The organism is Streptomyces chartreusis NRRL 3882 (assembly GCF_900236475.1).
Classification (GTDB): Bacteria; Actinomycetota; Actinomycetes; order Streptomycetales; family Streptomycetaceae; genus Streptomyces; species Streptomyces chartreusis_D.
The window spans coordinates 6,809,312-6,832,540 of record NZ_LT963352.1; the positions used below are offsets into that span (position 1 = coordinate 6,809,312).

The window sequence follows — 23,229 nt, forward strand, 5'->3', positions numbered from 1 at the left end:
TGCACCCTACAGCGGGTCTTTCCGGCTCGTAGGTTGAGGGACATGACGACGCACACGAGCACGAACAGCACCCAGGTGAAGGCGCCCCGGCTGGAGTTCGCCAAGTCCGCCCCGAAGGCCTTCCGGGCCCTCGTCGCCCTCGACGCCGCCGCCCGCGAGGGCCTCGACCCGGCCCTCGTCGAACTGATCCAGATCCGCGCCTCGCACCTCAACCACTGCGCGTACTGCCTGCACATGCACACCAACGACGCCCGCAAGGCCGGTGAGAGCGAGGACCGGCTGCACATGGTCGCCGTGTGGCGCGAGGCCCGGCACTTCTTCACCGAGCGGGAACAGGCGGCCCTCGCCCTCACGGAGGCGATGACGCTCGTCGCCGACGCGGGTGTCCCGGACGAGGTCTACGCACAGGCCGCGGCCCACTTCGACGAACGGGAACTGGCCCAGGTCCTCGCCCTGATCTGCACGATCAACACCTGGAACCGGGTGGCGCTGTCGACGGGGAAGGTGGCGGGGACGGACGAGCGGTGACGCTCCGGCGCCTCGGGGACGGAGCGGCGTTCCTACACCGCCATCGGCCGGTCGTACGGTCCGATCGGTGACGGAAGCCTCGAACTGCCCGTCAGATGACGGTCGACCGCCGCCGCCACGGCCCGCCCCTCGGCGATCGCCCAGACGATGAGCGACTGGCCCCGGGCGGCGTCCCCCGCCGCGAACACGCCGGGCACGTTCGTGGCGAAACCGGCGTCACGCGCGATCGTGCCGCGGGGCTCCAGTTCCAGCCCCAGCTGGTCGACGAGCCCGTCCTTCCGGTCGGGCCCGGAGAAGCCGAGGGCGAGCAGCACGAGGTCGGCGGGGAGCGTCCGCCCGGTGCCCTCCACCGGGCGGCGCCGCGCGTCCACCTCGACCAGGTGCAGCGACCGCACACGGCCCTCCGCGTCACCGTCGAAGCGCAGTGTGGACGCCGCGAACAGCCGCGCGTCCGCGTCGGCGATCGGAGCCGTCCGCAGGTCACGGGCCTCCTCGTGCGCGCCGGAGAGCCGGTAGACCCGCACCGGATACGTGGGCCAGGGCTCGGTGTCCTCGTCGCGCTCGCTGTTCGGCAGCGCGTAGATGTCCAGCTGGGTCACGGACGCGGCGCCCTCCCGGACGGCTGTGCCCAGGCAGTCGGCCCCGGTGTCGCCGCCGCCGACGATGACGACGTGCTTCCCGGCCGCCGACAGCGGGGACGCCGCCAGGTCGCCCTCGCACACCCGATTGGCCAGCGGGAGATACTCCATCGCCTGGTGAATGCCGATCAGCTCCCGCCCCGGGACATGGAGTTCACGCCAGGCGGTCGCCCCCGTGGCGAGCACCACGGCGTCGTAGCGAGTCCGCAGCTCGTCGGCCCCGATGTCCCGCCCGACCGCCGTCGACGTACGGAACTTGGTCCCCTCGGCCCGCATCTGCTCCAGCCGCCGCTCCAGATGGTGCTTCTCCATCTTGAACGCCGGGATGCCGTACCGCATCAGTCCGCCGAGGCGGTCGTCCCTCTCGTACACGGCGACCGTGTGCCCCGCCCGGGTCAGCTGCTGGGCCGCCGCCAGCCCGGTGGGCCCCGAACCGATCACCGCGACCGTCTTGCCGGACAGCCGCTCCGGCGGCCTCGCCGGCGCGAAGCCCTCCTCCCACGCCCGGTCGGCGATCGCGCACTCGACGTTCTTGATGGTGACGGCCGGCTGGTTGATCGCCAGCACACACCCCGCCTCGCACGGGGCCGGGCACAACCGGCCGGTGAACTCGGGGAAGTTGTTCGTGGCGTGCAGCCGGTCGGCGGCCGCCCGCCAGTCCTCCCTCGACACCAGGTCGTTCCACTCGGGGATCAGGTTGCCCAGCGGGCAGGCCTCGTGGCAGAAGGGGATGCCGCAGTCCATGCAGCGGTCGGCCTGCTTGCTGATGATCGGCAGCAGCGCACCGGGGACATGGATCTCGTCCCAGTCCCGGACCCGCTCCTCGACGGGCCTGCGCGGCCAGTCCTGGCGGGGGGTGGTCATGAAACCCTTGGGGTCGGCCATGGCCGTCTTCCTTGCGTGCGCGTGTGACAGGCCGTGCGTCGTCGGGCGGCACTCCTTCCGGCCACGATACGTCCGCGGCGGCACACCCGCAGGGGACGGGACAGGACCTGCCGGCGCGCTCAGGTGAGTGCCAGCACGTACGCCACAGCCGCCCCTGCCGAGGCGGCTGTGCGGACGTGGTTCCACATCGTCCACTCGCGCACATACGCCGGCCAGTACGCGGCCGCCTCCGAGGTGTCCGGCTCCAGCTTCAGCAGCACGTCGTTGCGCGGCACGTTCGCGACCATGGTGAGCCCGAACGAGCCGAACAGGTACAGCGCGCTGCCCACCAGCAGCTCCACCGTCCCCTCCTCCGGCCACAGCACGAACGTCACCACGGCGATCACCGCGCACAGCACGGCCGACCCGAGGAAGACGGCCATGAAGGGCGGTGTCACCGCGGCCACGTTGATCGCGTTCATCGCGGCGACCCCCTGCGCGGGCGGCAGCGTGGCGAGGCCCCGCATGACGAAGGTCGAGAAGCCGCAGAACACCCCGGCCACCAGGCCGGTCCCGAGCACACCCAGCACCGTCAGCACGAAGTACGGTCCGTCGATCATGTCAGCGTCTCCCGCCCGTCCAGCCGATGATCCTGCCCCGGCACCCTTCCTCACCACAAGTGAAATCCCGTACGAGCACAGTGACCATGGCCGAGCGGCGCGGGGCCATACGCGTCCGTCCACGGCCCACGGGTGAGCCGGCTCAGGGGTCCGGCGAGCGTCACCGTGTGACTGACTGACTGACCGGCCGACCTGCCCGGGTCACCCGGCGGAACCGAGCCCCGCCTCGGTCCACCCCCTCAGCACCGTCTCCACCGTCGCCGCGATCCGCCGCCGCGCCTCGTGCCGCGGCACGCCGCTCATCAGCAGCCGGTCGTACGGCGTGTCCAGGTGCCGTACGGACGCCACGACCGCCGAGGTCACCGCCATGTCCGTCAGCGCCCGCCCGGCCGCACTGCGGCCCACCCGCCCGCTGCCCCGCTCCGAGGAGTGCGCGGCGATGGCCCGCGCACGATCGGCCGGACAGCCCGGAAACAGCCGCCGTATCTCCGCCGCGAACGCCTCGGCGAACAAGGCATCCTGAGCAGCTCGCCGCCGCGCGTCCCGCACCCGGCGCCGCCGACGGGCCTCGGCGTCCGCCAGGCACCGCTCCTCTGCCCTCGCGAGCGCCGCCTCCTCCACCAGCACGCCCTGCCGCTCGTAGCGGCTCTTGCGCCGGTTGAACCGCACGACCACCGCCGACAGCGCGCTCTCCTCCCGCGATCTGCGCGTCAGGGCGGTGTCGCCACGGGGCAGGAACACCAGATGCCCGAGGTCGGCACAGTCGAGGCAGCGCGGGGCAGCGTCCTCCAGGACGAGCAGCGGCAGCGGCCCTCGCCGGCACTCGGCGCAGTGCCGCCGCTTGAGGGGCTGGAAGACGAGAAGTCCGGTGGGGGTGTGGGGCGGGAGCGTCGCGCGCGGGGCCATACGGCGTTCCGGGACCATACGGGGTTCATTCCCGCTGACGCGGCGCGCACTGCATCCGCCGGAGGGGACCCCGGCGATCGCGGCGCCTCTCGTTCTGCCACCCCCGCCCCGGTGCCCCGCCGCGCTCGCGGGTCCGACACGTCCTGCCACGGTCTGGCGCATCATGGGCCGTGTGCGACTCGAAGCGATCACCTGGGACCGGCTCGGCGACACGCTCGCCGAGCGCCTGCTCGACCTGAAGCCCGCCGACGGCAGTCCCTGGCCGCGCATCGCCTTCGACGGCGCCCCGGCCGCGCGTCCGGGAGACCTCGCCCGGCGGGTCTCCGAGGCACTGCGCATACGCGGCCGCTCCTCGCTCGTCGTGGGCACGGAGGGCTTTCTGCGCCCCGCCTCCGTGCGGCTGGAGTACGGCCACCGGGACGTCGAGTCCTACTACAGCGGCTGGTACGACACCCACGCCCTGTGGCGCGAGGTGTTCGGCCCCCTCGATGCCGGCGGCGACGGCCGCGTCCTGCCCGACCTGTGGGACCCGGACGCCGACCGGGCCACCCGCAGCCCCTACGTCCAACTCCCGCCCGGCGGCGTGCTGTTGCTGCACGGGCCCTTCCTCCTCCGGCACTGGTTCCCCTTCGATCTGAGCGTTCACGTCCTGCTCTCCCCGGGCGCCCTGCGCCGCCGCACGCCCGAGGCCGAGCACTGGACCCTGCCGGCCTTCGAGCGCTACGAGCAGGAGACCGACCCGGCGGGCACGGCCGACGTCCTGGTACGGGCCGATGATCCCCGTCATCCGGCGTGGGGCGGCTGAGCCGTTGTCCGGTCGGCCCGGGGGCGCTGTTCCATGTGCGGGCGCCGGGTGACGCGGCGAGAATGAAGGGCGCCGGGACTCGCGGTGCCTCCCGCGCCGCGCCGGCCGTCCGGCACCGGGAGGTACCCCATGACCACCGCCGGAGACATCATGCACCGCGGCGCCCAGTGGATCCCCGCCCACGAAACCCTCGACCGCGCCGCCCAGCTCATGCGCGAACTGAACGTCGGCGCCCTGCCCATCAGCGACGAGAACGAACGGCTCTGCGGCATCCTCACCGACCGCGACATCGTCGTCGGCTGCGTCGCCATGGGACACGACCCCGCCAAGGTCACCGCGGGCGAGATGGCCAAGGGCACGCCTCGCTGGATCGACGCGGACGCCGATGTCGGCGAGGTCCTCCACGAGATGCAGGAGCACCAGATCCGCCGGCTGCCCGTCATCCGGGACAAGCGCCTGGTCGGCATGATCAGCGAAGCCGACCTGGCCCGGCACCTGGCGGGCGACCAGATCGCCTCCTGGGCCGAGAGCGTCTACGCCAGGACCACGCCGCGCTGACCGCACCTCACCCCGTCACGACTCCGCAGGTCACGGCCCGCGTCAGAGCCAGCCGGTGCGCCGGAACCCCCGGTACAGCGTCAGGCACGCGACGGATATGACGCCGATGACCATGCCGTAGCCGTATCGCCAGTGCAGCTCCGGCATGTGGTCGAAGTTCATGCCGTACACCCCGCAGACCATCGTCGGCACGGCGATGATCGCGGCCCACGCCGTGATCTTCCGCATGTCCTCGTTCTGCGCGACCGTGACCTGCGCGAGGTGCGCTTGGAGAATGGAGTTGAGCAGCTCGTCGAAGGAGGCGATCTGCTCCTTCGCCCGCAGCAGGTGGTCCGAGACGTCGCGGAAGTACGCCTGTATCTCAGGGTCGACCGCCCGGATCGGCCGGGTGGCGAGATCCTCAAGCGGCCGGCTGAGCGGCACCACCGCCCGCTTCAGCTCGAGGAGTTCACGCTTGAGCTGGTAGATCCGGCCCGGGTCGGCCCGCGCGCCGGTCTCCGCGAACACGTCCGTCTCGACCTGGTCGATGTCCTCCTGCACCGAGTCCGTGACGGTCAGGTAGTCGTCCACCACGTGGTCCGCGATCGCGTGCAGCACCGCGGACGGGCCCTTGGCCAGCTGGCCGGGGTCGGACTCCAGCTCCTCGCGCAGCGGGCCCAGCGAGCCGTGCCGGCCGTGCCGCACCGTGATCACGAAGTCCTTGCCGACGAAGACCATGATCTCGCCGGTGTTCACCACCTCGCTGGTGGCTGTGAGTTCCTCGTGCTCGACGTAGCAGACCGTTTTGAACACCGCGAAGAGCGTCTCGCCATAGTGCTCCACCTTGGGGCGCTGGTGGGCCTCGACGGCGTCCTCCACGGCCAGGGGGTGCAGGTCGAAGAGCTCGGCGATGCCCGCGAACTCCTGGTCGGTCGGCTCGTGCAGGCCGAGCCAGACGAAGCCCTCGCCCTTCTTGCGGACCCACTCCATGGCGTCCACCAGGTCGCCGCGCGCGGCGGTGCGGACACCGTCCCGGTACGTCACGCAGTTCACCACCGAGGAGCCCAGCGGGGAGCGGGCCGGGTGACTCAGGTCGACGCGCGGGCGCCGCCGGGCCAGCCGAGCCACCTTGCGGAGGCCGCCGACCCCGCCGAGGCTCGTGACCTTCCGCAGATTCCCTGCCATGGACATCTGCATCTCCTTGCGTGGAGCTCCTCGCGCCGTTCCCGCGCCTTGGCGCGTCAGTCTGCCAGGCCGGCGTGAGCTGCGGGTAAGCCTGTGGAAACGGCTCGTTCCGCTTTGTTCCCGGCTGTGGACGAAGGCGTCGACTCCCCGTGTCGGAGCGTCGACCATCATGATCGGAGCGTCGACCATCACGGATAAGTCGGACAACTGGGATGATCGCGGCATGACGCGAACCGACGGGTACCTCCTGGACAACCGGCAGACCGAGGCGGCAGAGCACTTCGGCGCCTTCGCCGCCCTCTTCGACCCCACGACGTTCCGGCATCTCGAAGCACTCGGCGTCGGCTCCGGCTGGCGGTGCTGGGAGGTCGGAGCCGGCGGCACCTCCGTGGTGTCCTGGCTGGCGAAGAAGGTCGGCCGGACCGGACACGTCGTCGCCACCGGCACCGACACCTCACGGCTCGCCCCCGCCGCCCGGCCGCCCGTCGAGGTGCGCGTGCACGACCTCGGCGCCGAGGAGCCGCCGGGAGAGGGCTTCGACCTGGTGCACGCCCGTCTCGCCCTCGTCCACGTGGCCGACCGGGCAGGGGCGTTGCGGTCCATGGTCCAGGCGCTGCGCCCCGGCGGGCGCATGCTCGTCGAGGACGCCGACCCCGCCCTTCAGCCGCTGCTCTGCCCCGACGAGTACGGCCCCGAGCAGCAGCTCGCCAACCGGCTGCGGCACGGCTTCCGCAGACTGCTCGCCGACCGCGGGACCGAACTCCCCTGCGGCCGCGTCCTCCCGCGGCTGCTCCGGGAGGCCGGCCTGACCCGGGTGCACGCCGACGCCTACTTCCCCGTCGCCTCGCCGGCCTGCGCCGCCCTGGAGTCGGTGACGATCCGTCAGATCCGCGACCAGCTCGTCACCGCCGGCCTCGCCACCGACCAGGACATCGACCGGCATCTCGCGAACGTCACCTCCGGCGCCCTCGATCTGACGACGGCCCCGATGATCTCGGCGTGGGGGCGCAAGCAGTAGCCAGGGTGTGCGGGGCGCCGGACGTCAGCCGGGCGGGGGTGGTCTGCCGCCCACCCGTTCCACCGCCCTCGCACCCGCCCGGCAGCCCTCCACCGCCGCCTCCTCCGGCCGGGCGCCCGTGAGCAGGGCGGCGAGGAACGCGCCGGTGAAAGCGTCACCGGCGCCCGTGGTGTCCTGGGGCGTCGCCGGTACGGCGGGGACGCGGGCGCGCACCTTCCCCCCGCGGGCCACGAGCGCCCCTTCGTGCCCCTGCTTGGCGACCACCAGCGGAACACGCAGGCTCAGCTCGGCCGCCGCGTCGGCCGCGTCGGTCAGCCCGGTCAGCAGACACGCCTCGTCCCGGCTGGGCAGCAGCACGTCCACGCCCTCGACGAGCGCGAGGAACCTCCCAGCGCCCAGCTCCCCGAGGAACCCGGCCGACGCGGGATCCAGACTCACCGGTACGCCACGAGCGCGTGCGGCCTTAAGAGCGACCGCCACCAGGGCTCGGCTCGGCTCGGAGAACAGGAGGTAGCCCGACAGGTGCAGCCGGGCCACGCCGTCGAGCAGCGCGTCCGACCAGTCGGCGGGTTCGAGCCGCAGCGACGCGCCGCTGTCGGTGAGGAACGTCCGCTCCGCCGAAGCGTCCCCGTCCACCAGACAGATCACCGTGCCGGTCGGTGCCCGCGGGTCGACGACGAGTCGCGGACGCACGCCGCGGGCCACCAGCTCACGCTCGTGCCAGGCAGCGGTGTCCGCCCCCACGCGCCCGAGCAGCCGCACCTCCGCCGCGCCCCGGTGTGCGGCCCAGCACGCCACGTTGGCGCCCGCCCCGCCCGGCACCGTCCGGATCGAGGCAACCGTGTCCGTACCGGCAGCGAGCGGCCCCACATGCCGCGCGACGACGTCCGTGATGACGTCCCCGACGACCAGCAGCGCCCTGCCCACTGCCGAGGCCCCCGCCGAGTCCGCTCTGCCCACCGCACCGTGGTCGGCCCCGGTCATCCCCGCGCCCAGGCCGCCGCGATCCGCGCCGCCAGGCGTACGTTGCCGCGGACCGCCGCCAGGTTGGCGCTCAGGGAGGCGCCGTCGGTGTGCCGTACGAGGTGGTCGAGCAGGAACGGCGTGACCGCCTGGCCGGTGATTCCCTCCTCCTCGCACGCCTGCAGCGCGTCCGCGAGCACGCGCGCGTGCAGCTCCGGATCGAGCTGCTCCTCCTCGGGGACCGGGTTGGCGACGATCAGCGCCGATTCCGGCCCGGCGAGCGCGTCCTGAGCGCGCATGACGCCCGCCACCTGTTCCGGCGTCCGCAGCGTCCAGTCCACCGGATGCCCCGAGTCGGACAGATAGAAGCCGGGGAACCGGTCGGTGCCGTAGCCGGCCACCGCGACACCCAGCGTCTCCAGCCGCTGCAAGGTCGCAGGCACGTCCAGGATCGACTTCACCCCGGCACACACCACGGTGATCCGCGTCCGCGCCAGCAGCCCCAGGTCGGCCGACTCGTCCTGCGTCACCGTCCACTCCCGGTGCACGCCGCCGAGCCCACCCGTCGCGAACACGCGCACGCCCGCCAGCGCCGCCAGCAGCGCCGTCGCCGACACCGTGGTCGCCCCGCTCGCCCCGGAGGCCGTCGCGAGCGGCAGGTCGCGGTGGCCCAGCTTGCGGATGCCGTCCTCGTTCGCGACCCGCTCCAGCTGCTCCTTGTCCAGCCCGACATGGGGCCGCCCGTCCAGCAAGGCGATCGTCGCGGGCACCGCGCCCTCCTGCCGCACCACCGTCTCCAGCTCCAGCGCCACCTGGAGGTTGCGCGGCCGCGGCAGCCCGTGGGCGATGATCGTGGACTCCAGGGCCACCACGGGCCGACGCGCCTCGATCGCCTCCCGCACTTCTTCTGACACCACCAGCACCACGCGCCTGCCTCCTGTCGGTCGGTCTTCCCTCATCTCTGGCGGGCGGCGCGCCGGGCCAAACCCTTGCGGACTGTCGGCGACGTCACGAGCCTGGAGTGCATGACGGACAACACACCGCGACTCGACCACGTCGTCCTCTGGGTGCGCGACCCGGTCGCCGCCGCGGACTTCTACGAGAAGGCCGTCGGCCTGGAGACGATCAGGCTCACCGAGTTCGCCGCCGGTGAGGCGCCGTTCCCCTCCGTACGCGTCAACGACGAGACCATCCTCGACCTCATGCCGCTGACCTTCGTGGAACGCATGACGATGCTGCCCGGCGCGGCCGACAGCGCGGGGCACCCCGTCAACCACGTCTGCCTGTCACTGCCCCGGGGCGACTTCGACGCCCTCCTCAGCCGCCTGGAGGAACGCTCCGTACCGGTGTCGGACCTCTCGTACGACTCCTTCGGGGCCCGGGGCAAGGCCACGCGCAGCTTCTACTTCCGCGACCCGGACGGCAACATCTTCGAGGCCCGGCACTACGACTGACCGGGCCCGGCCTCAGAACAGCGGCTCGGGCAGCACCCCTTCGAGGGCCAGCAGCTTCCGCTTGGTCTCCAGGCCGCCGCCGAAGCCCCCGATGCCGCCGCCGCTCTCGACGACCCGGTGACAGGGCACCACCACCGGCAGCGGGTTGGCGCCCATCGCCATGCCCACGGCCTGGGCGGCGCCCGGCTGGCCGACCCGCCCGGCCAGATCGCCGTACCCGACGACCGTGCCGTACGGAACACCGGATGCCAGCTCTCGCAGCACCTCCCGGTTGAAGCCGGAGATCAGCGACCAGTCCAGCGGCAGGTCGAAGTCGCGGCGCTCTCCCGCGAAGTACGCCCCGACCTGACGTATCGCCTCGGCCAGCAGCGGGGAGCCGGGCGCCTCGGCGGGCTCGGTGCCGAGCCGTGACGCCAGCCGCTCGACCGCCCGGTCCCGCACCGCGTCCGTGGCGTGGAACACGACGTTCACCAGGCCCTCGCGGGTCGCCGCCAGCAACAGCGGGCCGATGCCGCTGTCGACGACGCCCCACACGACCCGCTGCTCAACCTGCCCATGGCTGTCCATGCGCCCACCGTACGACCCACCACCGACAACGCCGCCCCGGCCGGACGCACCGCCCGCCGGCAGCCGGCCCGCCTCACCCGCCCACGGCCTCCCGCACCACATCTGGCTTGTTCGTGATGATCCCGTCGACCCCGTACCCGGCCACCCGCTGGGCCGTCGCCGCGTCGTCGACCGTCCAGGTGAGGACCTCCAGCGGCCTGCCGTGCGGTCCGGTGAACGCCTGCACGGCGGAGACGTACGCCCTGGAGAGCGAGCGGTACGACGGATTGATCTGGTCGGCGAAGCCGGCGTAGACCGGCAGGTCCCCCATCGGCGGCGTGCCCAGGACGCCGGTCTTCACGGCGGGCTTCAGCTCGTGCACCGTCCGCACGCTGTCCGCGCTGAAGCTCTGCACGATCAGCCGGCCCGCCAGATGCGACCGGTCCAGCCAGCCCTCGTTGCCGAGGACCTTGAGCGTCTGCCGCTCGATGCCCGGATACAGCTCCGGGTTCTTGATCTCCAGAAGAAGCTTCTGGTGATGACGCTCGACGCGGTTCACGAACTGCTCCAGTGTCGGCACGCGCGCGCCCGCGTACGCGGGGCCGAACCAGCTGCCCGCGTCGAGACGGGCGATCTCGGCGGCGGTGAAGTCCTTGACCTTCCAGGGAGCCCGGCCGGGATAGACCTCCTCCACGTCGGTGGTGCGCCGCAGGTTGTCGTCGTGGACGACGACGAGCTCACCGTCCCTGGTCCGCTGCACGTCGTTCTCCACCCAGCGGATGCCCAGCCCGGCCGCCTTGTCCACGGCGGCCAGCGTGTTCTCGGGCGCGTACGCGGAAGCCCCCCGGTGTGCGATGACCAGCGGCACACCGCCGCCGGCGGCCCGCGCCGGGGAGACGGGGAACAGGAGTGCGGCGGTCCCCAGGAGCGCGGTGGTCGAGGCGGCAACGGCGCGCGCGTGCATACGTACTCCTCGCGTCGAGCGATCACTGCATCACAGACAGCTCAACTGTGACAGCAGAGGGTCAACGAAAGAGGGGTACAGGATGGCCACAGGTTGAATGGAGAGGACCCAACTCCGCTCACTGGTACCGCACAACTGGGGCAAGGGCGTGTTTCTTTGCCGGAAAGTCGTTCGACCATTCCGGTGGGGGTCATACTCTCTGCGTCAACCCTGACCGCTGTCGCGGTCCTGGGAGGGGGCGCACATCGGGAATTCCGGGACGCAAAGGGCGGGAAGGGCAGCCGCGCATGCAGGGCACGGTCGACGGATTCAGCTACGGCCTGGTCACACCCCTGGTGGCCTACCTCATGGCCTGCCTCGGAGGCGCCCTGGGCCTGCGCTGCACCACCAGATCCATGCTCGTCGCCCAGTCCTGGCGCCCCGGCTGGCTCGCCCTCGGCTCGGCCGCCATCGGCTCCGGCATATGGACCATGCACTTCATCGCGATGATGGGGTTCACCGTCCGGGGGGCCACCATCCACTACGACAAGCCGATGACCTTCGCGAGCCTGGCCGTCGCGATCGTGATGGTGGGCATCGGGATCTTCATCGTCGGCTACAGGGGAGCCCGCGGCACGGCCCTGTTCACCGGCGGCACCATCACCGGCCTGGGCATCGCGTCGATGCACTACCTCGGCATGGCCAGCATGCGCCTGGACGGGAAGCTGGAGTACGACACGCTCACCGTCGGCATCTCCGTCGCGATCGCCATGGCCGCCGCCACCGCCGCCCTGTGGGCGGCCGGCCAGGTCAGGGGCTTCCTGTGGAGCGTGGGCGCCAGCCTCGTCATGGGCCTCGCCGTCAGCGGCATGCACTACACCGGCATGGCCGGCCTCAGCGTCCACCTGCACGGCACGGCCGAACCCACCGCGGGAGAGTCGCCCGCGGCCCTGCTCGCGCCCATGCTGATCGGACCGCTCGCCTTCCTCCTCCTCGCGGGCGTCGTGGTGCTGTTCGACCCGCTGATGGTCATGGGGAAGCCCACGGTCGTCCCCGTCGAGCAGAGGCCCGGCATCCCCGCCCACGTCCACACCGCGCACAACCCGCAGCGCCTGCGGCTCCGCCCCCACCGCACCGTGGAGCACCGCGGCTCCCGGACCCCGCAGAACCGCTGATCAGAACCCATTGTCAGTGCGGGGTCGTACGGTGGAACCCATGCGGCCCGTTTCCCACATCGAACGCACGGTGGCGCCCTTCGAGGTCGTCAGCCCCTACCAGCCGAGCGGTGACCAGCCGACGGCCATCGCCGAGCTCGCCCAGCGCATCCAGGCAGGCGAGAAGGACGTCGTCCTCCTGGGCGCGACCGGCACCGGCAAGTCCGCCACCACCGCGTGGATGATCGAGAAGCTCCAGCGCCCCACGCTCGTGATGGCGCCGAACAAGACGCTGGCCGCCCAGCTGGCGAACGAGTTCCGAGAGCTCCTCCCGAACAACGCCGTCGAGTACTTCGTCTCGTACTACGACTACTACCAGCCCGAGGCCTACGTCCCGCAGTCGGACACCTACATCGAGAAGGACTCCTCGATCAACGAGGAGGTCGAGCGCCTGCGCCACTCCGCGACCAACTCGCTGCTCACCCGCCGCGACGTCGTCGTGGTCGCCTCGGTCTCCTGCATCTACGGCCTCGGCACGCCGCAGGAGTACGTGGACCGCATGGTCCCCCTCCGCGTCGGCGAGGAGCACGACCGCGACGAGCTGCTGCGCCGCTTCGTGGACATCCAGTACACGCGCAACGACATGGCCTTCACCCGCGGCACCTTCCGCGTCCGCGGCGACACCATCGAGATCTTCCCGGTCTACGAGGAGCTGGCCGTCCGCATCGAGATGTTCGGCGACGAGATCGAGGCGCTGTCCACGCTGCACCCGGTCACCGGCGAGATCATCAGCGACGACCAGCAGCTGTACGTCTTCCCGGCCTCCCACTACGTCGCAGGGCCCGAGCGCCTGGAGCGGGCCATCAACGACATCGAGAAGGAGCTGGGCGAGCGCCTCGCCGAGCTGGAGAAGCAGGGCAAGCTCCTGGAGGCCCAGCGCCTCAGGATGCGCACCACGTACGACATCGAGATGCTCCGCCAGATCGGCTCCTGCTCCGGCGTGGAGAACTACTCGATGCACTTCGACGGCCGCCTGCCCGGCTCCCCGCCCAACACCCTGCTGGACTACTTCCCGGACGACTTCCTCCTCGTCATCGACGAGTCGCACGTCACGGTCCCGCAGATCGGCGCCATGTACGAGGGCGACGCCTCCCGCAAGCGCACCCTCGTCGACCACGGCTTCCGGCTGCCCTCCGCCCTGGACAACCGTCCGCTGAAGTGGGAGGAGTTCCAGGAGCGCATCGGCCAGACGGTCTACCTGTCGGCCACCCCGGGCGCCTACGAGCTCTCCCGCTCGGACGGATTCGTCGAGCAGATCATCCGCCCCACCGGCCTCGTCGACCCGGAAGTCGTCGTCAAGCCCACCGAGGGGCAGATCGACGACCTGGTGCACGAGATCCGGCAGCGCACCGAGAAGGACGAGCGCGTCCTGGTCACCACGCTCACCAAGAAGATGGCCGAGGACCTCACGGACTACTTCCTGGAGCTGGGCATCCAGGTGCGCTATCTGCACAGCGACGTCGACACCCTGCGCCGCGTCGAACTCCTGCGTGAGCTGCGCGCCGGCGAGTACGACGTGCTGGTCGGCATCAACCTCCTCCGAGAGGGCCTCGACCTGCCCGAGGTGTCCCTGGTGGCGATCCTGGACGCCGACAAGGAGGGCTTCCTGCGCTCCGGCACCTCCCTGATCCAGACCATCGGCCGCGCCGCGCGCAACGTCTCCGGTCAGGTCCACATGTACGCCGACAAGATCACCCCGGCGATGGAGAAGGCCATCGAGGAGACCAACCGGCGCCGGGAGAAGCAGATCGCGTACAACGAGGAGCGGGGCATCGACCCCCAGCCCCTCCGCAAGAAGATCAACGACATCGTCGCCCAGATCGCCCGCGAGGACATCGACACCGAGCAGCTGCTCGGCTCGGGCTACCGCAAGGCGAAGAAGGACGGCGGGGGCACCAAGGCGCCGGTGCCCTCCCTGGGCAGGGGCGCCGAGGGCGCCAAGCCGGCCAAGGGCAAGGGCAAGGCCAAGGAGACGGTGCCGACCGACCGCCCCGCGGCCGAACTCAGCGAGCAGATCGAGGAGCTCACCGCACGCATGCGGGCCGCCGCCGCCGACCTCCAGTTCGAGATCGCGGCCCGGCTGCGCGACGAGGTCTCCGAGATGAAGAAGGAACTGCGCCAGATGAAGGAGGCGGGTCTGGCCTGACAGCGGACCGCCTACGCGCAGTGTTGCAAGACCGACACAAAGTGCGGACGGGGGTACGTCACTGTCAGTGCCTCTGCGTAGTGTTCTGATCAACCGCGACTGCGCGGCAACAGGGGACGTCCGAGAGGGGAATCAGCGCGTGACCGTCAACATGACCAAGGGTCAGGCCATCAGTCTGCAGAAGAACGACGGTGGCAGCCTGACTGCGGTGCGCATGGGTCTCGGCTGGCAGGCGGCTCCCCGGCGCGGCCTGTTCGGCTCGCGTACGCGAGAGATCGACCTCGACGCCTCGGCCGTCCTGTTCGCCGACAAGCAGCCGGTCGACGTCGTCTTCTTCCGCCATCTGGTGAGCGACGACGGCTCGGTGCGCCACACCGGTGACAACCTCGTGGGCGGTGTCGGCCAGGGCGGCGACGACGAGGCGATCCTCGTCGACCTCTCGCGCGTCCCGGTCCACATCGACCAGATCGTCTTCACCGTGAACTCCTTCACGGGGCAGACGTTCCAGGAGGTGCAGAACGCGTTCTGCCGCCTGGTCGACGAGACCAACGGCCAGGAGCTCGCCCGCTACACCCTGGCCGGCGGCGGCCAGTACACGGCCCAGATCATGGCCAAGGTGCACCGCTCGGGCCCGGGCTGGACGATGACGGCCCTCGGCAACCCGGCCAACGGCCGCACCTTCCAGGACCTGATGCCGGCGATCCTGCCCGTCCTCTGAGGCCCGGACCGACCCGCCCGGGGGGCGGGTCGGCGAGCGCCACACGACACCACACAACGACACAGGGGGAGAAGGCGATGACGGCCGAGCTGGTGCGGGGGCAGAACCACCCGCTCTCCCAGGCCCGTCTCGAGATCCGGGTCTCGGCCGGCACGCCGACCGTGGCCGCGGCCGCGCTCAGCGACGAGAACGGCCGGATCCGAGGCGTGGAGTGGGTCGCCCACCCGGGCGCACCCACCCAGCCGGGCCTCGAGGTCTCCCGGCAGGCCGCCGCCGACCATCGCCTCGCCGTGGATCTGGACGCCGTGCCGGAGGACGTCCACCGTGTCGGCGTACTCCTCGCCCTGCCCGCCGCCGGGGCGGGCCCGGCCCGCTTCGGCGCCGTGGCCGCCCCGTTCGTCGCCGTCACCGGCCTCGACGGCGCCGAGATCGCCAGCTACACCATCACCGGCCTGGAAGCCGAGTCGGCGGTCGTCGCCCTGGAGCTCTACCGCCGGCAGGGCGCCTGGAAGGTGCGCGCCGTCGGCCAGGGCTACGCGGGCGGCCTCGCCGAACTCCTCACCGACCAGGGGCTGCCCCAGGCCCGCCTGCTCGCCGGCAGTATCGACGACGCGGTCGCCCAGGGGCTGGCCCGCTCGGTGCAGGCGCCGCCGCGCACGGCGGACGGCGACCGCTCCCGGCAGACGGCGGCCCCGGCCCTCGGCCCCGACCAGGGCGGCACCCTGCCGCAGCCGGGCCAGGCACCACCGATGTCGCCGTACGGCGGCCAGACGCCCGGCGGGGCGGGGGAGCCCGCGCCGCAGACGCCGTCGTATCCCGGCGCGGCGCCGGACCCCAACGCCGTCACCCAGCCGTCCACGCCCCCCGCGGGCGGCTCGATCGACTACAGCCACCCGCGCCGCCAGAACGCCGCTCCGCCCCCGCCGCCGCCCACCGCACCCCCGGCCGCACCCGGGCAGCCCGCACAGCCCGTCGCGGGCGACGCGACCGGATGGTCCATGGACGAGCGTCTCTACAACCAGGTGTGGGGCATGTTCGAGGACCTGGCCCGCAGCACCGCCGCCTATCGCAGCGCCGTCGACTTCGCCGAGTCCCGCATGGACAAGGAGCTGGAGCAAGTCCTCTCCGACCCGCGCAGCCGGATCGGCGGACAGGGCGACGCCGCCCGCGAGGCGGCCCGCGCCCGGCACGACCAGCTCGTCGCCCAGGCCGGCGAGGCCCTCGACCGGGACCTCACCCAGCTCACGGCCGAGGCCGAGGTCGTCGAACCGGCCCTCCCACCGGCGTACGCCCGCTGGGACAGCCCCGTCTGGCACGCCTACCGGGTACCGATGGAGATCCCCATGGCCCTGCGCCTGGGCGACCTCCATCTCCCCGAAGCCGACCGGATCCGCATCCCGATGCTGGTCCGGCTGCCGCTGGAGCGCGGCCTGTGGATCGACAGCGGCCGGACCGGATCGTCCGACGGTTCGTTCGCGGACTCGCACGCCCTGGGGCGTCTCGCCCTGGAGACGGCGGTCGCGCACGCGGCCCGGCTGCTCGCCGTCTACCCGGCGGGGGAGTTCACCGTCCACGTCATCGACCCGGCCGGCTCGGGCGCGCAGCCGCTCGCGCCCCTCGTGCAGACCGGTGTGCTCGCGGCTCCGCCCGCGCTCGGCGCCGCAGGGGTGGCCGACGTGCTGAGCCGGCTCACCCAGCGGGTCGACCTGGTGCAGATGGCAGTACGGGGAGGGGCCGCCGACTCCCTCCCGCCGGGCTTCGACACCTCCCAGCAGCTGCTGATCGTCAACGACTTCCCGCACGGCTTCGACGACCGCGCCGTGAACCAGCTGCGCTACCTCGCCGACGAGGGCCCCGCCTTCGGTGTCCATCTGATGATGGTCGCCGACCGCGAGGAGTCGTCCGGATACGGGCCTTTGCTCGACCCCCTGTGGCGTTCGCTGCTGCGACTGACCCCCGTGCCCGACGATCACCTTGCCGACCCGTGGGTCGGTCATGCCTGGACGTACGAGCCCTCACTCGTGCCGCCGGGCAGCCAGGTCCTCCAGCAGGTGCTCACCCAGGTCGCGGCAGCCCGCATCAAGTATGCGTAAAGTGCCCTGACCAGGGATTTTGGCCTTTCTTTTGCCAATCGCTTTACCTGTTCTTGGTGATTGGGGTACTGTTGACGGCACGGAGGGGAGTACTCCCTGTCTGCTGCGGCGTACCCGTCAATACGGATCAGGCCAGATCCCGGGGCGTCGGCCCATCCCTGGGTGGAAGAGACCTCCGGCAGCGACGACGCTGACATTTGCCGTTACGACTGCCGGAGGCGCAGTGGATGTTTCCGTGACCCTATGGGTCCTGACCATCGTGGGGCTCGCCGCCCTGATCGCGGTCGACTTCTTCATCGGCCGCAAGCCGCACGACGTATCGATCAAGGAAGCCGGGATCTGGACGGTCGTCTGGATCGTCCTCGCCGCGCTCTTCGGACTCGGCCTGCTGGTGTTCGGCGGAGGCCAGCCCGCCGGCGAGTTCTTCGCGGGCTTCATCACCGAGAAGTCGCTGAGCGTCGACAACCTCTTCGTCTTCGTCCTGATCATGGCGAAGTTCGCGGTTCCCTCGCAGTACCAGCAGCGGGTACTCCTGATCGGTGTCCTCATAGCCCTGGTCCTTCGGGCCGTCTTCATCGCCGCCGGCGCGGCGATCATCGCCAGCTTCTCGTGGGTGTTCTACATCTTCGGCGCCTTCCTCATCTGGACCGCCTGGAAGCTCATCCAGGAGGCCCGGGCGGACGAGGAGGACGAGGAGTTCGAGGAGAACAAGCTGCTCAAGGCCGCCGAGCGCCGCTTCGGTGTGGCCGACCGCTACCACGGCACCAAGCTGTGGATCCAGGAGAACGGCAAGCGGGTCATGACCCCGATGCTGGTCGTGATGCTCGCGATCGGCTCTACGGACGTGCTGTTCGCGCTCGACTCCATCCCCGCGATCTTCGGCCTGACGCAGGACCCGTACATCGTCTTCACGGCCAACGCGTTCGCCCTGATGGGCCTGCGCCAGCTGTACTTCCTCATCGGCGGCCTGCTGAAGAGGCTGGTCCACCTCAGCTACGGCCTGTCGATCATCCTCGGCTTCATCGGCGTGAAGCTGGTGCTGCACGCGCTGCACGAGTCCGGGGTGCACGTGCCCGAGATCAGCATTCCGGTCTCGCTCGGCGTGATCTGCTCCGTCCTGATCGTCACCACGATCACCAGTCTGCGGGCTTCGAAGAAGCAGGCGGCGGCCGAGGCGGCGCAGGCGCAGAGCGGAGGCGCTCCGAAGGACAGCATCGACGTCTGACCACGTCGGACGTAGGAACAACCATCACCGGGACCGGTGGTCGGCGAATTGCCGACCGCCGGTCCCGGTGCTTGCTTGTTCCTTGAGCGCGTTTCCCGGCCTGGGGAACGCCGTGGCCGGCTGGAGGTGCCGTGAAGTTCGTACAGATCATCGACTTCGAGACCGAGCGCTTGGACGAGATGGAGCAGGTGCTCGACGAGGCAGCGAAGCGCTTCGCCGGGCGGCCGGGCGGCCCCACACAGCGGATGCTCCTCAAGGACCGCGACAATCCGCGCCGCTATCTGGCGCTGATCGAGTTCGATTCCTACGAGGAGGCCATGCGCAACAGCGACGACCCCGAGACCAGCAGGATGGCCGAGCAACTGGGTGCGCTCTGCATCGGCGAGCGGGTCTACACCAACTGCGACCTCGTGGCCGAGCGCGAACTCGCATAGCCCCGCGGCACGCGCGAAGAGGCTCCGCACGACCGGGGTGCGGGGCCCCTTCACGTCTGCGACGATCACTGCATGATCGCTCGGCGCAGGCCGCTCACGGCACAGTGGACGACCCTGGTGCCCCTGCTCGCGGCCGTGCTGCTGATCTTCACCTGGGGGCGCGATCTGCCGGCCGCGGTCGTCGCGCTGGTGACCCTGGTCCTCGCGGGAGCCGTCCTGGCCGCCGTGCACCACGCCGAGGTGGTGGCGCACCGGGTCGGCGAACCGTTCGGCAGCCTCGTCCTCGCCGTGGCTGTCACGATCATCGAGGTCGCCCTCATCGTCACCCTGATGGCCGACGGCGGGGGCAAGAGCTCGACACTGGCCCGCGACACGGTCTTCGCAGCCGTGATGATCACCTGCAACGGCATCGTCGGCATCTGCCTCCTGGTCGCCTCCCTGCGGCACGGTACGGCCGTCTTCAACCCCGAGGGCACCGGCGCCGCACTCGCGACCGTCGCCACCCTGGCCACGCTCAGCCTGGTCCTGCCGACGTTCACCACGAGCAAGCCGGGCCCTGAATTCTCCACCGTCCAGCTGACCTTCGCCGCGCTCTCGTCACTGGTCCTGTACGGACTGTTCGTCGCGACGCAGACCGTACGGCACCGGGACTACTTCCTGCCGATCACCCGGCAGGGCGAGGTGATCAGCGCGGAGGAGCACGCGGCGGTGCCGTCCGCCCGTACGGCCCTGATCAGCCTGGGGCTGCTCGGCCTGGCTCTGGTCGGGGTGGTCGGCCTGGCCAAAGGGGTGTCGCCCACCATCGAGTCCGGGGTGGAGGCCGCCGGGCTGCACCACGCCGTCGTGGGTGTGATCATCGCGCTGCTGGTGCTGCTCCCGGAGACCATCGCCGCGCTGCGCTCAGCCCGCCGCGACCGTGTGCAGACCAGCCTGAACCTCGCCCTCGGCTCGGCCATGGCCAGCATCGGCCTGACCATCCCAGCGGTCGCGCTCGCCTCGGTCTGGCTGTCCGGCCCGCTGGTGCTCGGCCTCGGCGCCACGCACATGGTGCTGCTCGCCCTGACCGTGGTGGTGGCCTCGCTGACCGTGGTACCGGGCCGGGCCACGCCGCTCCAGGGCGGGGTCCATCTGGTGCTGTTCGCGGCGTATCTGGAGCTTGCGATCAACCCGTAGACGCTCGCCGTGGGCGCGCGAAAACGCGTGAACGCTCACGCAAGCGTTTACGCGCATCACAGCAAAGGTCATCCCGAAGCCGGCTCCGCGGCCGCCGTCACCGGCACCGGACGCGTCTCCGGCAGCAGCGCGAAGCACCCCAGGCTGAGCAGCGCGATCGCCGTCAGATACGCGGCCACGCCCCAGGGCACCCGCCCGCCCTGCTCGGCCAGCGCCGTCGCCACGATCGGCGTGAGCGCGCCCCCGATGACCCCGCCGAGGTTGTAGCCGACCGCGGCGCCCGTGCAGCGCACCCGCGGCTCGTACAGCTCCGGCAGATACGCGGCGATCACGGCGAACATCGTGATGAACGCGAGCATCGCACCGAGGAACCCGAGGAACATCGGCAGCGGCGCGCCGGTGGCGAGGAGCGCGACCATCGGGAACATCCAGAGGGCGGCGGCCGCGCATCCGGCCAGGCACAGGGGACGTCGGCCGTACCGGTCTCCGAGCAGCGCCACCAGCGGCGTGAGCGCGCCCTTCACGACCACCGCGCCCATGATGCAGGTCAGCATGACGCTGCGGCTCACCCCGAGCCGTTCCGTCCCGTAGGCGAGTGACCAGGTCGTCACGGTGTAGAAGATCGCATATCCGATCGCGAGTGCACCGCCGGTCAGCAGCAGGAGCCGCCAGTGGTCGCGCAGGACCTCGACGAGCGGCACGCGCGCGTGGTCGTCGATCTCGAGGAAGCTGGGGCTCTCGGCGAGCGACGAACGCAGCCACAGCCCCACGACGGCCAGCACCCCTGCCGCCCAGAACGGCACCCGCCACCCCCATGAGGCGAACTGCGCCTCGGACAGCGTCGCCGACAGCCCCAGCACCACGCCGTTGGCGAGCAGGAACCCCAGCGCGGGCCCGACCTGCGGGAAGCTCGACCACAGCCCGCGCCGCCCGGCCGGGGCGTGCTCCACCGTCAGCAGCACGGCCCCGCCCCACTCCCCGCCGAGCCCCAGCCCCTGGAGGAAACGCAGCACCAGCAGCAGCAGCGGAGCGACCACGCCGATCGTCTCGTACGTCGGCACGCAGCCGACCGCGACCGTGGAGGCACCGGTCAGCAGGAGGGAGGCGACGAGGACCGGCCGCCGCCCGTGCCGGTCCCCGATGTGCCCGAACAGCACCGACCCCAGCGGCCGCGCGATGAAGCCCACGCCGAAGGTGGCGAAGGCGGCCAGCGTCCCCGCCACCGGCGAGAAGGTCGGGAAGAACAGCGGCCCCAGGATCAGGGCCGCCGCGGTGCCGTAGACGAAGAAGTCGTAGAACTCGATGGCGGTGCCGGCGAGCGATGCGGCCGCGAGGCGCGGCATGGAAGGTGCCCTTACGGTGCGTACGTCGTGCATGCCGCGTCAACTACCCACCGTGACGCCGGGTTACGGGGGCGCGCGGAGGCCGCTGGGGCCCTCAGTACGTGACCGTGATGCGCCGGGCCGGTCCGTCCACGCGCACGGTGCCGCCGTACGGGATCACCAGCTGCGGATCGGTGTGCCCGAAGTCCACGTCGAAGACGATCGTGGCGTCGGGGGCATAGGTACGCATGGCGCGCAGCACGGCCTCACGCTGGTCGGACGCGTAACCAGTGGCCTCCTGAGGGCTGTTGGGGTGCTCGAAGGACCAGGTCTTCGGGCGGCCCATCAGCAGGGCGGAGAAGCGCCGCAGCAGTCCGCGCTCGCCCATGTTCCGCAGGGTGCGGAAGACCTCCGTGGCGCTCGGCATGTCCTCGGAGGTCTCCAGGAGCAGCACGCCACCGTCGTACACCGACAGATCGTGTGCGATCTCCCGGTCGGCCATCAGCAGCCAGCCGAGGATCTCCAGGCATCCGCCCCAACTGCGGCCCTCGATCACGCGGTCGGCGTTGACCCAGGTCCAGCCGGTCCCGGGCCGGGTCTGCGGCTCCGCGTCGAAGGTCGCCGGGTCCGCCCAGTCCCGGTCGATGTCACGCCACCGCTCGGCGGGCCGCAGCTCGTAGGGGCCCGAGGTGAACAACGCGGCGCGCAGGGACTCGGCGGTCTGCGGGTGCATGGCTCCGGGGCGCCCCAGCTCGCACATGACGCTCCCGCCGTGGAAGCAGACGATGCCGCTGTTGTGGAGGTAGGTGAGCAGGTTCGTGTTGTCGCTCATCCCGAAGAACGGCTTCGGATTCGCCTGGATCAACTCCCTGTCCAGGTACGGCAGCACGGTGATCTGGTCGTCCCCGCCGATCGACGCGATGACCGCCTTGATGTCCGGGTCGGCGAAGGCCGCGTGGATGTCGTCGGCCCGCTCCTGCGGCGTGGAGCCCATCGTGCGGGTCGCCGGGTACTCGACCGGCTCCAGCCCGTACTCCTTGCGCAGCCGTTCCAGGCCCAGCTCGTAGGGGAGCGGGAAGAGCCCCGGCAGGCCCGAGGAGGGCGAGAGCACGGCGATGCGGTCACCGGGTGACGGCTTGGGCGGGTAGGAGAGGCTCGTCATGCCGGGAGGCTACGGCCCGGCGGTCCGTCGGCGCACCGTGATAAACCGGGTCCGAGCAGCGGTCCGCCCCGGGCCGCCCGACCGCGAACGGACCGGAGGAACCGTGCCCCGCACCCTGGCCAACGCCCCGATCATGATCCTCAACGGCCCCAACCTGAACCTGCTCGGCCAGCGTCAGCCGGAGATCTACGGCTCCGAGACCCTCGCCGACGTCGAGGCCCTGTGCGCCAAGGCGGCGGCCGCGCACGGCGGCACGGTCGACTTCCGCCAGTCCAACCACGAGGGCGAGCTGGTGGACTGGATCCACGAGGCGCGGCTGAACCACTGCGGCATCGTGATCAACCCGGGCGCCTACTCGCACACCTCCGTCGCCATCCTGGACGCCCTCAACACGTGTGACGGCATGCCGGTGCTGGAGGTCCACATCTCCAACATCCACAAGCGCGAGTCGTTCCGGCAGCACTCGTACGTCTCGCTGCGCGCCGACGGGGTCATCGCGGGGTGCGGGGTGCAGGGGTACGTCTTCGGCGTGGAGCGGGTCGCGGCGCTGGCCGGGTCGGGGCACGCCGACGCGTGAGCCTTTCCCGTTCCAGCACCACGCCGCCCCTCAATCAGCCGACAGCAGGTGCTGAACTGCTTCGGCCACAGCGGCAACAGTGAGCTCTGGACCACAGTGATCAGGTGGTACGGCGCGTTGTGACGGGTTGATCCAGACCGTTCGCAGTCCGGCGGCCA

23 protein-coding genes are annotated in these 23,229 nt (G+C 71.3%); 13 read left to right on the forward strand and 10 right to left on the reverse strand.

Annotation, left to right across the window (positions count from 1 at the left end; genetic code table 11):
• The first annotated feature begins 42 nt into the window (after positions 1–42).
• Positions 43–528, forward strand: coding sequence for a carboxymuconolactone decarboxylase family protein (locus SCNRRL3882_RS30775; protein ID WP_010039602.1), 486 nt, complete (start codon positions 43–45; stop codon positions 526–528).
• A gap of 32 nt (positions 529–560) precedes the next feature.
• Here the strand turns inward: SCNRRL3882_RS30775 and SCNRRL3882_RS30780 are convergent, their stop codons facing one another.
• The 3 genes from SCNRRL3882_RS30780 to SCNRRL3882_RS30790 all read right to left on the reverse strand — a co-directional run bounded on the left by SCNRRL3882_RS30780 (position 561) and on the right by SCNRRL3882_RS30790 (position 3,556).
• Positions 561–2,051 carry a glutamate synthase subunit beta gene (locus SCNRRL3882_RS30780; RefSeq protein ID WP_010039604.1) on the reverse strand — a complete coding sequence of 497 codons (1,491 nt, stop codon included), beginning with the start codon at positions 2,049–2,051 and terminating at the stop codon, positions 561–563.
• A 119-nt stretch (positions 2,052–2,170) separates the two neighbouring features.
• Positions 2,171–2,650: a DUF1772 domain-containing protein gene (locus SCNRRL3882_RS30785; RefSeq protein WP_010039606.1), complete on the reverse strand. Its 480-nt coding sequence runs from the start codon at positions 2,648–2,650 to the stop codon at positions 2,171–2,173.
• 201 nt (positions 2,651–2,851) lie between these two features.
• Complete coding sequence (locus tag SCNRRL3882_RS30790; RefSeq protein ID WP_040903160.1) at positions 2,852–3,556, reverse strand: DUF2293 domain-containing protein; 705 nt, start codon at positions 3,554–3,556, stop codon at positions 2,852–2,854.
• A gap of 172 nt (positions 3,557–3,728) precedes the next feature.
• Between SCNRRL3882_RS30790 and SCNRRL3882_RS30795 the strand changes: the two genes are divergently transcribed.
• Together SCNRRL3882_RS30795 and SCNRRL3882_RS30800 are read left to right on the forward strand one after the other, a co-directional pair.
• A complete protein-coding gene (locus SCNRRL3882_RS30795) occupies positions 3,729–4,361 on the forward strand; it encodes a uridine kinase (RefSeq protein ID WP_029181146.1) in 633 nt (210 codons plus the stop codon).
• A 129-nt stretch (positions 4,362–4,490) separates the two neighbouring features.
• Positions 4,491–4,919, forward strand: a complete 429-nt coding sequence (locus SCNRRL3882_RS30800; RefSeq protein ID WP_010039614.1) for a CBS domain-containing protein — start codon at positions 4,491–4,493, stop codon at positions 4,917–4,919.
• A 42-nt stretch (positions 4,920–4,961) separates the two neighbouring features.
• Here the strand turns inward: SCNRRL3882_RS30800 and SCNRRL3882_RS30805 are convergent, their stop codons facing one another.
• A complete protein-coding gene (locus SCNRRL3882_RS30805) occupies positions 4,962–6,089 on the reverse strand; it encodes a magnesium and cobalt transport protein CorA (protein ID WP_102514882.1) in 1,128 nt (375 codons plus the stop codon).
• Positions 6,090–6,306: 217 nt separating this feature from the next.
• Between SCNRRL3882_RS30805 and SCNRRL3882_RS30810 the strand changes: the two genes are divergently transcribed.
• On the forward strand, positions 6,307–7,101 hold the full coding sequence (locus SCNRRL3882_RS30810) for a class I SAM-dependent methyltransferase (RefSeq protein WP_010039617.1): 795 nt from the start codon (positions 6,307–6,309) through the stop codon (positions 7,099–7,101).
• Positions 7,102–7,125: 24 nt separating this feature from the next.
• Here the strand turns inward: SCNRRL3882_RS30810 and SCNRRL3882_RS30815 are convergent, their stop codons facing one another.
• Positions 7,126–8,085, reverse strand: coding sequence for a carbohydrate kinase family protein (locus SCNRRL3882_RS30815; RefSeq protein ID WP_050810230.1), 960 nt, complete (start codon positions 8,083–8,085; stop codon positions 7,126–7,128).
• Positions 8,082–8,990, reverse strand: a complete 909-nt coding sequence (locus SCNRRL3882_RS30820; RefSeq protein WP_010039622.1) for a pseudouridine-5'-phosphate glycosidase — start codon at positions 8,988–8,990, stop codon at positions 8,082–8,084. The genes SCNRRL3882_RS30815 and SCNRRL3882_RS30820 overlap by 4 nt, the downstream gene beginning before the upstream one ends.
• A gap of 99 nt (positions 8,991–9,089) precedes the next feature.
• Here SCNRRL3882_RS30820 and SCNRRL3882_RS30825 point away from each other — a divergent pair, with 99 nt between their 5' ends.
• Positions 9,090–9,518 carry a VOC family protein gene (locus SCNRRL3882_RS30825; protein WP_029181147.1) on the forward strand — a complete coding sequence of 143 codons (429 nt, stop codon included), beginning with the start codon at positions 9,090–9,092 and terminating at the stop codon, positions 9,516–9,518.
• A 12-nt stretch (positions 9,519–9,530) separates the two neighbouring features.
• On the opposite strand, the gene SCNRRL3882_RS30830 is transcribed toward SCNRRL3882_RS30825, so the two are convergent.
• Both SCNRRL3882_RS30830 and SCNRRL3882_RS30835 read right to left on the reverse strand, forming a co-directional pair.
• Positions 9,531–10,085, reverse strand: coding sequence for a methylated-DNA--[protein]-cysteine S-methyltransferase (locus SCNRRL3882_RS30830; protein WP_029181148.1), 555 nt, complete (start codon positions 10,083–10,085; stop codon positions 9,531–9,533).
• A 73-nt stretch (positions 10,086–10,158) separates the two neighbouring features.
• Positions 10,159–11,028 carry a glycerophosphodiester phosphodiesterase gene (locus SCNRRL3882_RS30835; protein WP_010039627.1) on the reverse strand — a complete coding sequence of 290 codons (870 nt, stop codon included), beginning with the start codon at positions 11,026–11,028 and terminating at the stop codon, positions 10,159–10,161.
• A gap of 287 nt (positions 11,029–11,315) precedes the next feature.
• Here SCNRRL3882_RS30835 and SCNRRL3882_RS30840 point away from each other — a divergent pair, with 287 nt between their 5' ends.
• From SCNRRL3882_RS30840 to SCNRRL3882_RS30870, 7 genes are all read left to right on the forward strand, one after another.
• Entirely contained in the window at positions 11,316–12,182 is an 867-nt protein-coding gene (locus tag SCNRRL3882_RS30840; RefSeq protein ID WP_010039628.1) for an MHYT domain-containing protein, read from the forward strand.
• A 40-nt stretch (positions 12,183–12,222) separates the two neighbouring features.
• The gene (gene uvrB / locus SCNRRL3882_RS30845) at positions 12,223–14,367 is read left to right on the forward strand and encodes an excinuclease ABC subunit UvrB (protein WP_010039630.1); all 2,145 of its coding nucleotides are present in this window, start codon (positions 12,223–12,225) and stop codon (positions 14,365–14,367) included.
• 139 nt (positions 14,368–14,506) lie between these two features.
• Positions 14,507–15,085, forward strand: a complete 579-nt coding sequence (locus tag SCNRRL3882_RS30850; RefSeq protein ID WP_010039633.1) for a TerD family protein — start codon at positions 14,507–14,509, stop codon at positions 15,083–15,085.
• Between the two features lie 77 nt (positions 15,086–15,162).
• Positions 15,163–17,178, forward strand: a complete 2,016-nt coding sequence (locus tag SCNRRL3882_RS30855; RefSeq protein WP_010039635.1) for a TerD family protein — start codon at positions 15,163–15,165, stop codon at positions 17,176–17,178.
• Between the two features lie 223 nt (positions 17,179–17,401).
• A complete protein-coding gene (locus tag SCNRRL3882_RS30860) occupies positions 17,402–18,403 on the forward strand; it encodes a TerC/Alx family metal homeostasis membrane protein (protein ID WP_102514883.1) in 1,002 nt (333 codons plus the stop codon).
• Between the two features lie 131 nt (positions 18,404–18,534).
• On the forward strand, positions 18,535–18,837 hold the full coding sequence (locus SCNRRL3882_RS30865; RefSeq protein WP_010039640.1) for a hypothetical protein: 303 nt from the start codon (positions 18,535–18,537) through the stop codon (positions 18,835–18,837).
• A 72-nt stretch (positions 18,838–18,909) separates the two neighbouring features.
• Positions 18,910–20,010, forward strand: coding sequence for a calcium:proton antiporter (locus SCNRRL3882_RS30870; protein ID WP_010039642.1), 1,101 nt, complete (start codon positions 18,910–18,912; stop codon positions 20,008–20,010).
• Positions 20,011–20,078: 68 nt separating this feature from the next.
• On the opposite strand, the gene SCNRRL3882_RS30875 is transcribed toward SCNRRL3882_RS30870, so the two are convergent.
• Positions 20,079–21,353, reverse strand: a complete 1,275-nt coding sequence (locus tag SCNRRL3882_RS30875) for an MFS transporter (protein ID WP_010039644.1) — start codon at positions 21,351–21,353, stop codon at positions 20,079–20,081.
• Positions 21,354–21,447: 94 nt separating this feature from the next.
• Entirely contained in the window at positions 21,448–22,494 is a 1,047-nt protein-coding gene (locus SCNRRL3882_RS30880) for a S66 family peptidase (RefSeq protein ID WP_010039646.1), read from the reverse strand.
• 103 nt (positions 22,495–22,597) lie between these two features.
• On the opposite strand from SCNRRL3882_RS30880, the gene aroQ reads away from it, so the two are divergent.
• Entirely contained in the window at positions 22,598–23,071 is a 474-nt protein-coding gene (gene aroQ / locus SCNRRL3882_RS30885) for a type II 3-dehydroquinate dehydratase (RefSeq protein ID WP_010039648.1), read from the forward strand.
• The last annotated feature ends 158 nt before the right edge of the window (positions 23,072–23,229 follow it).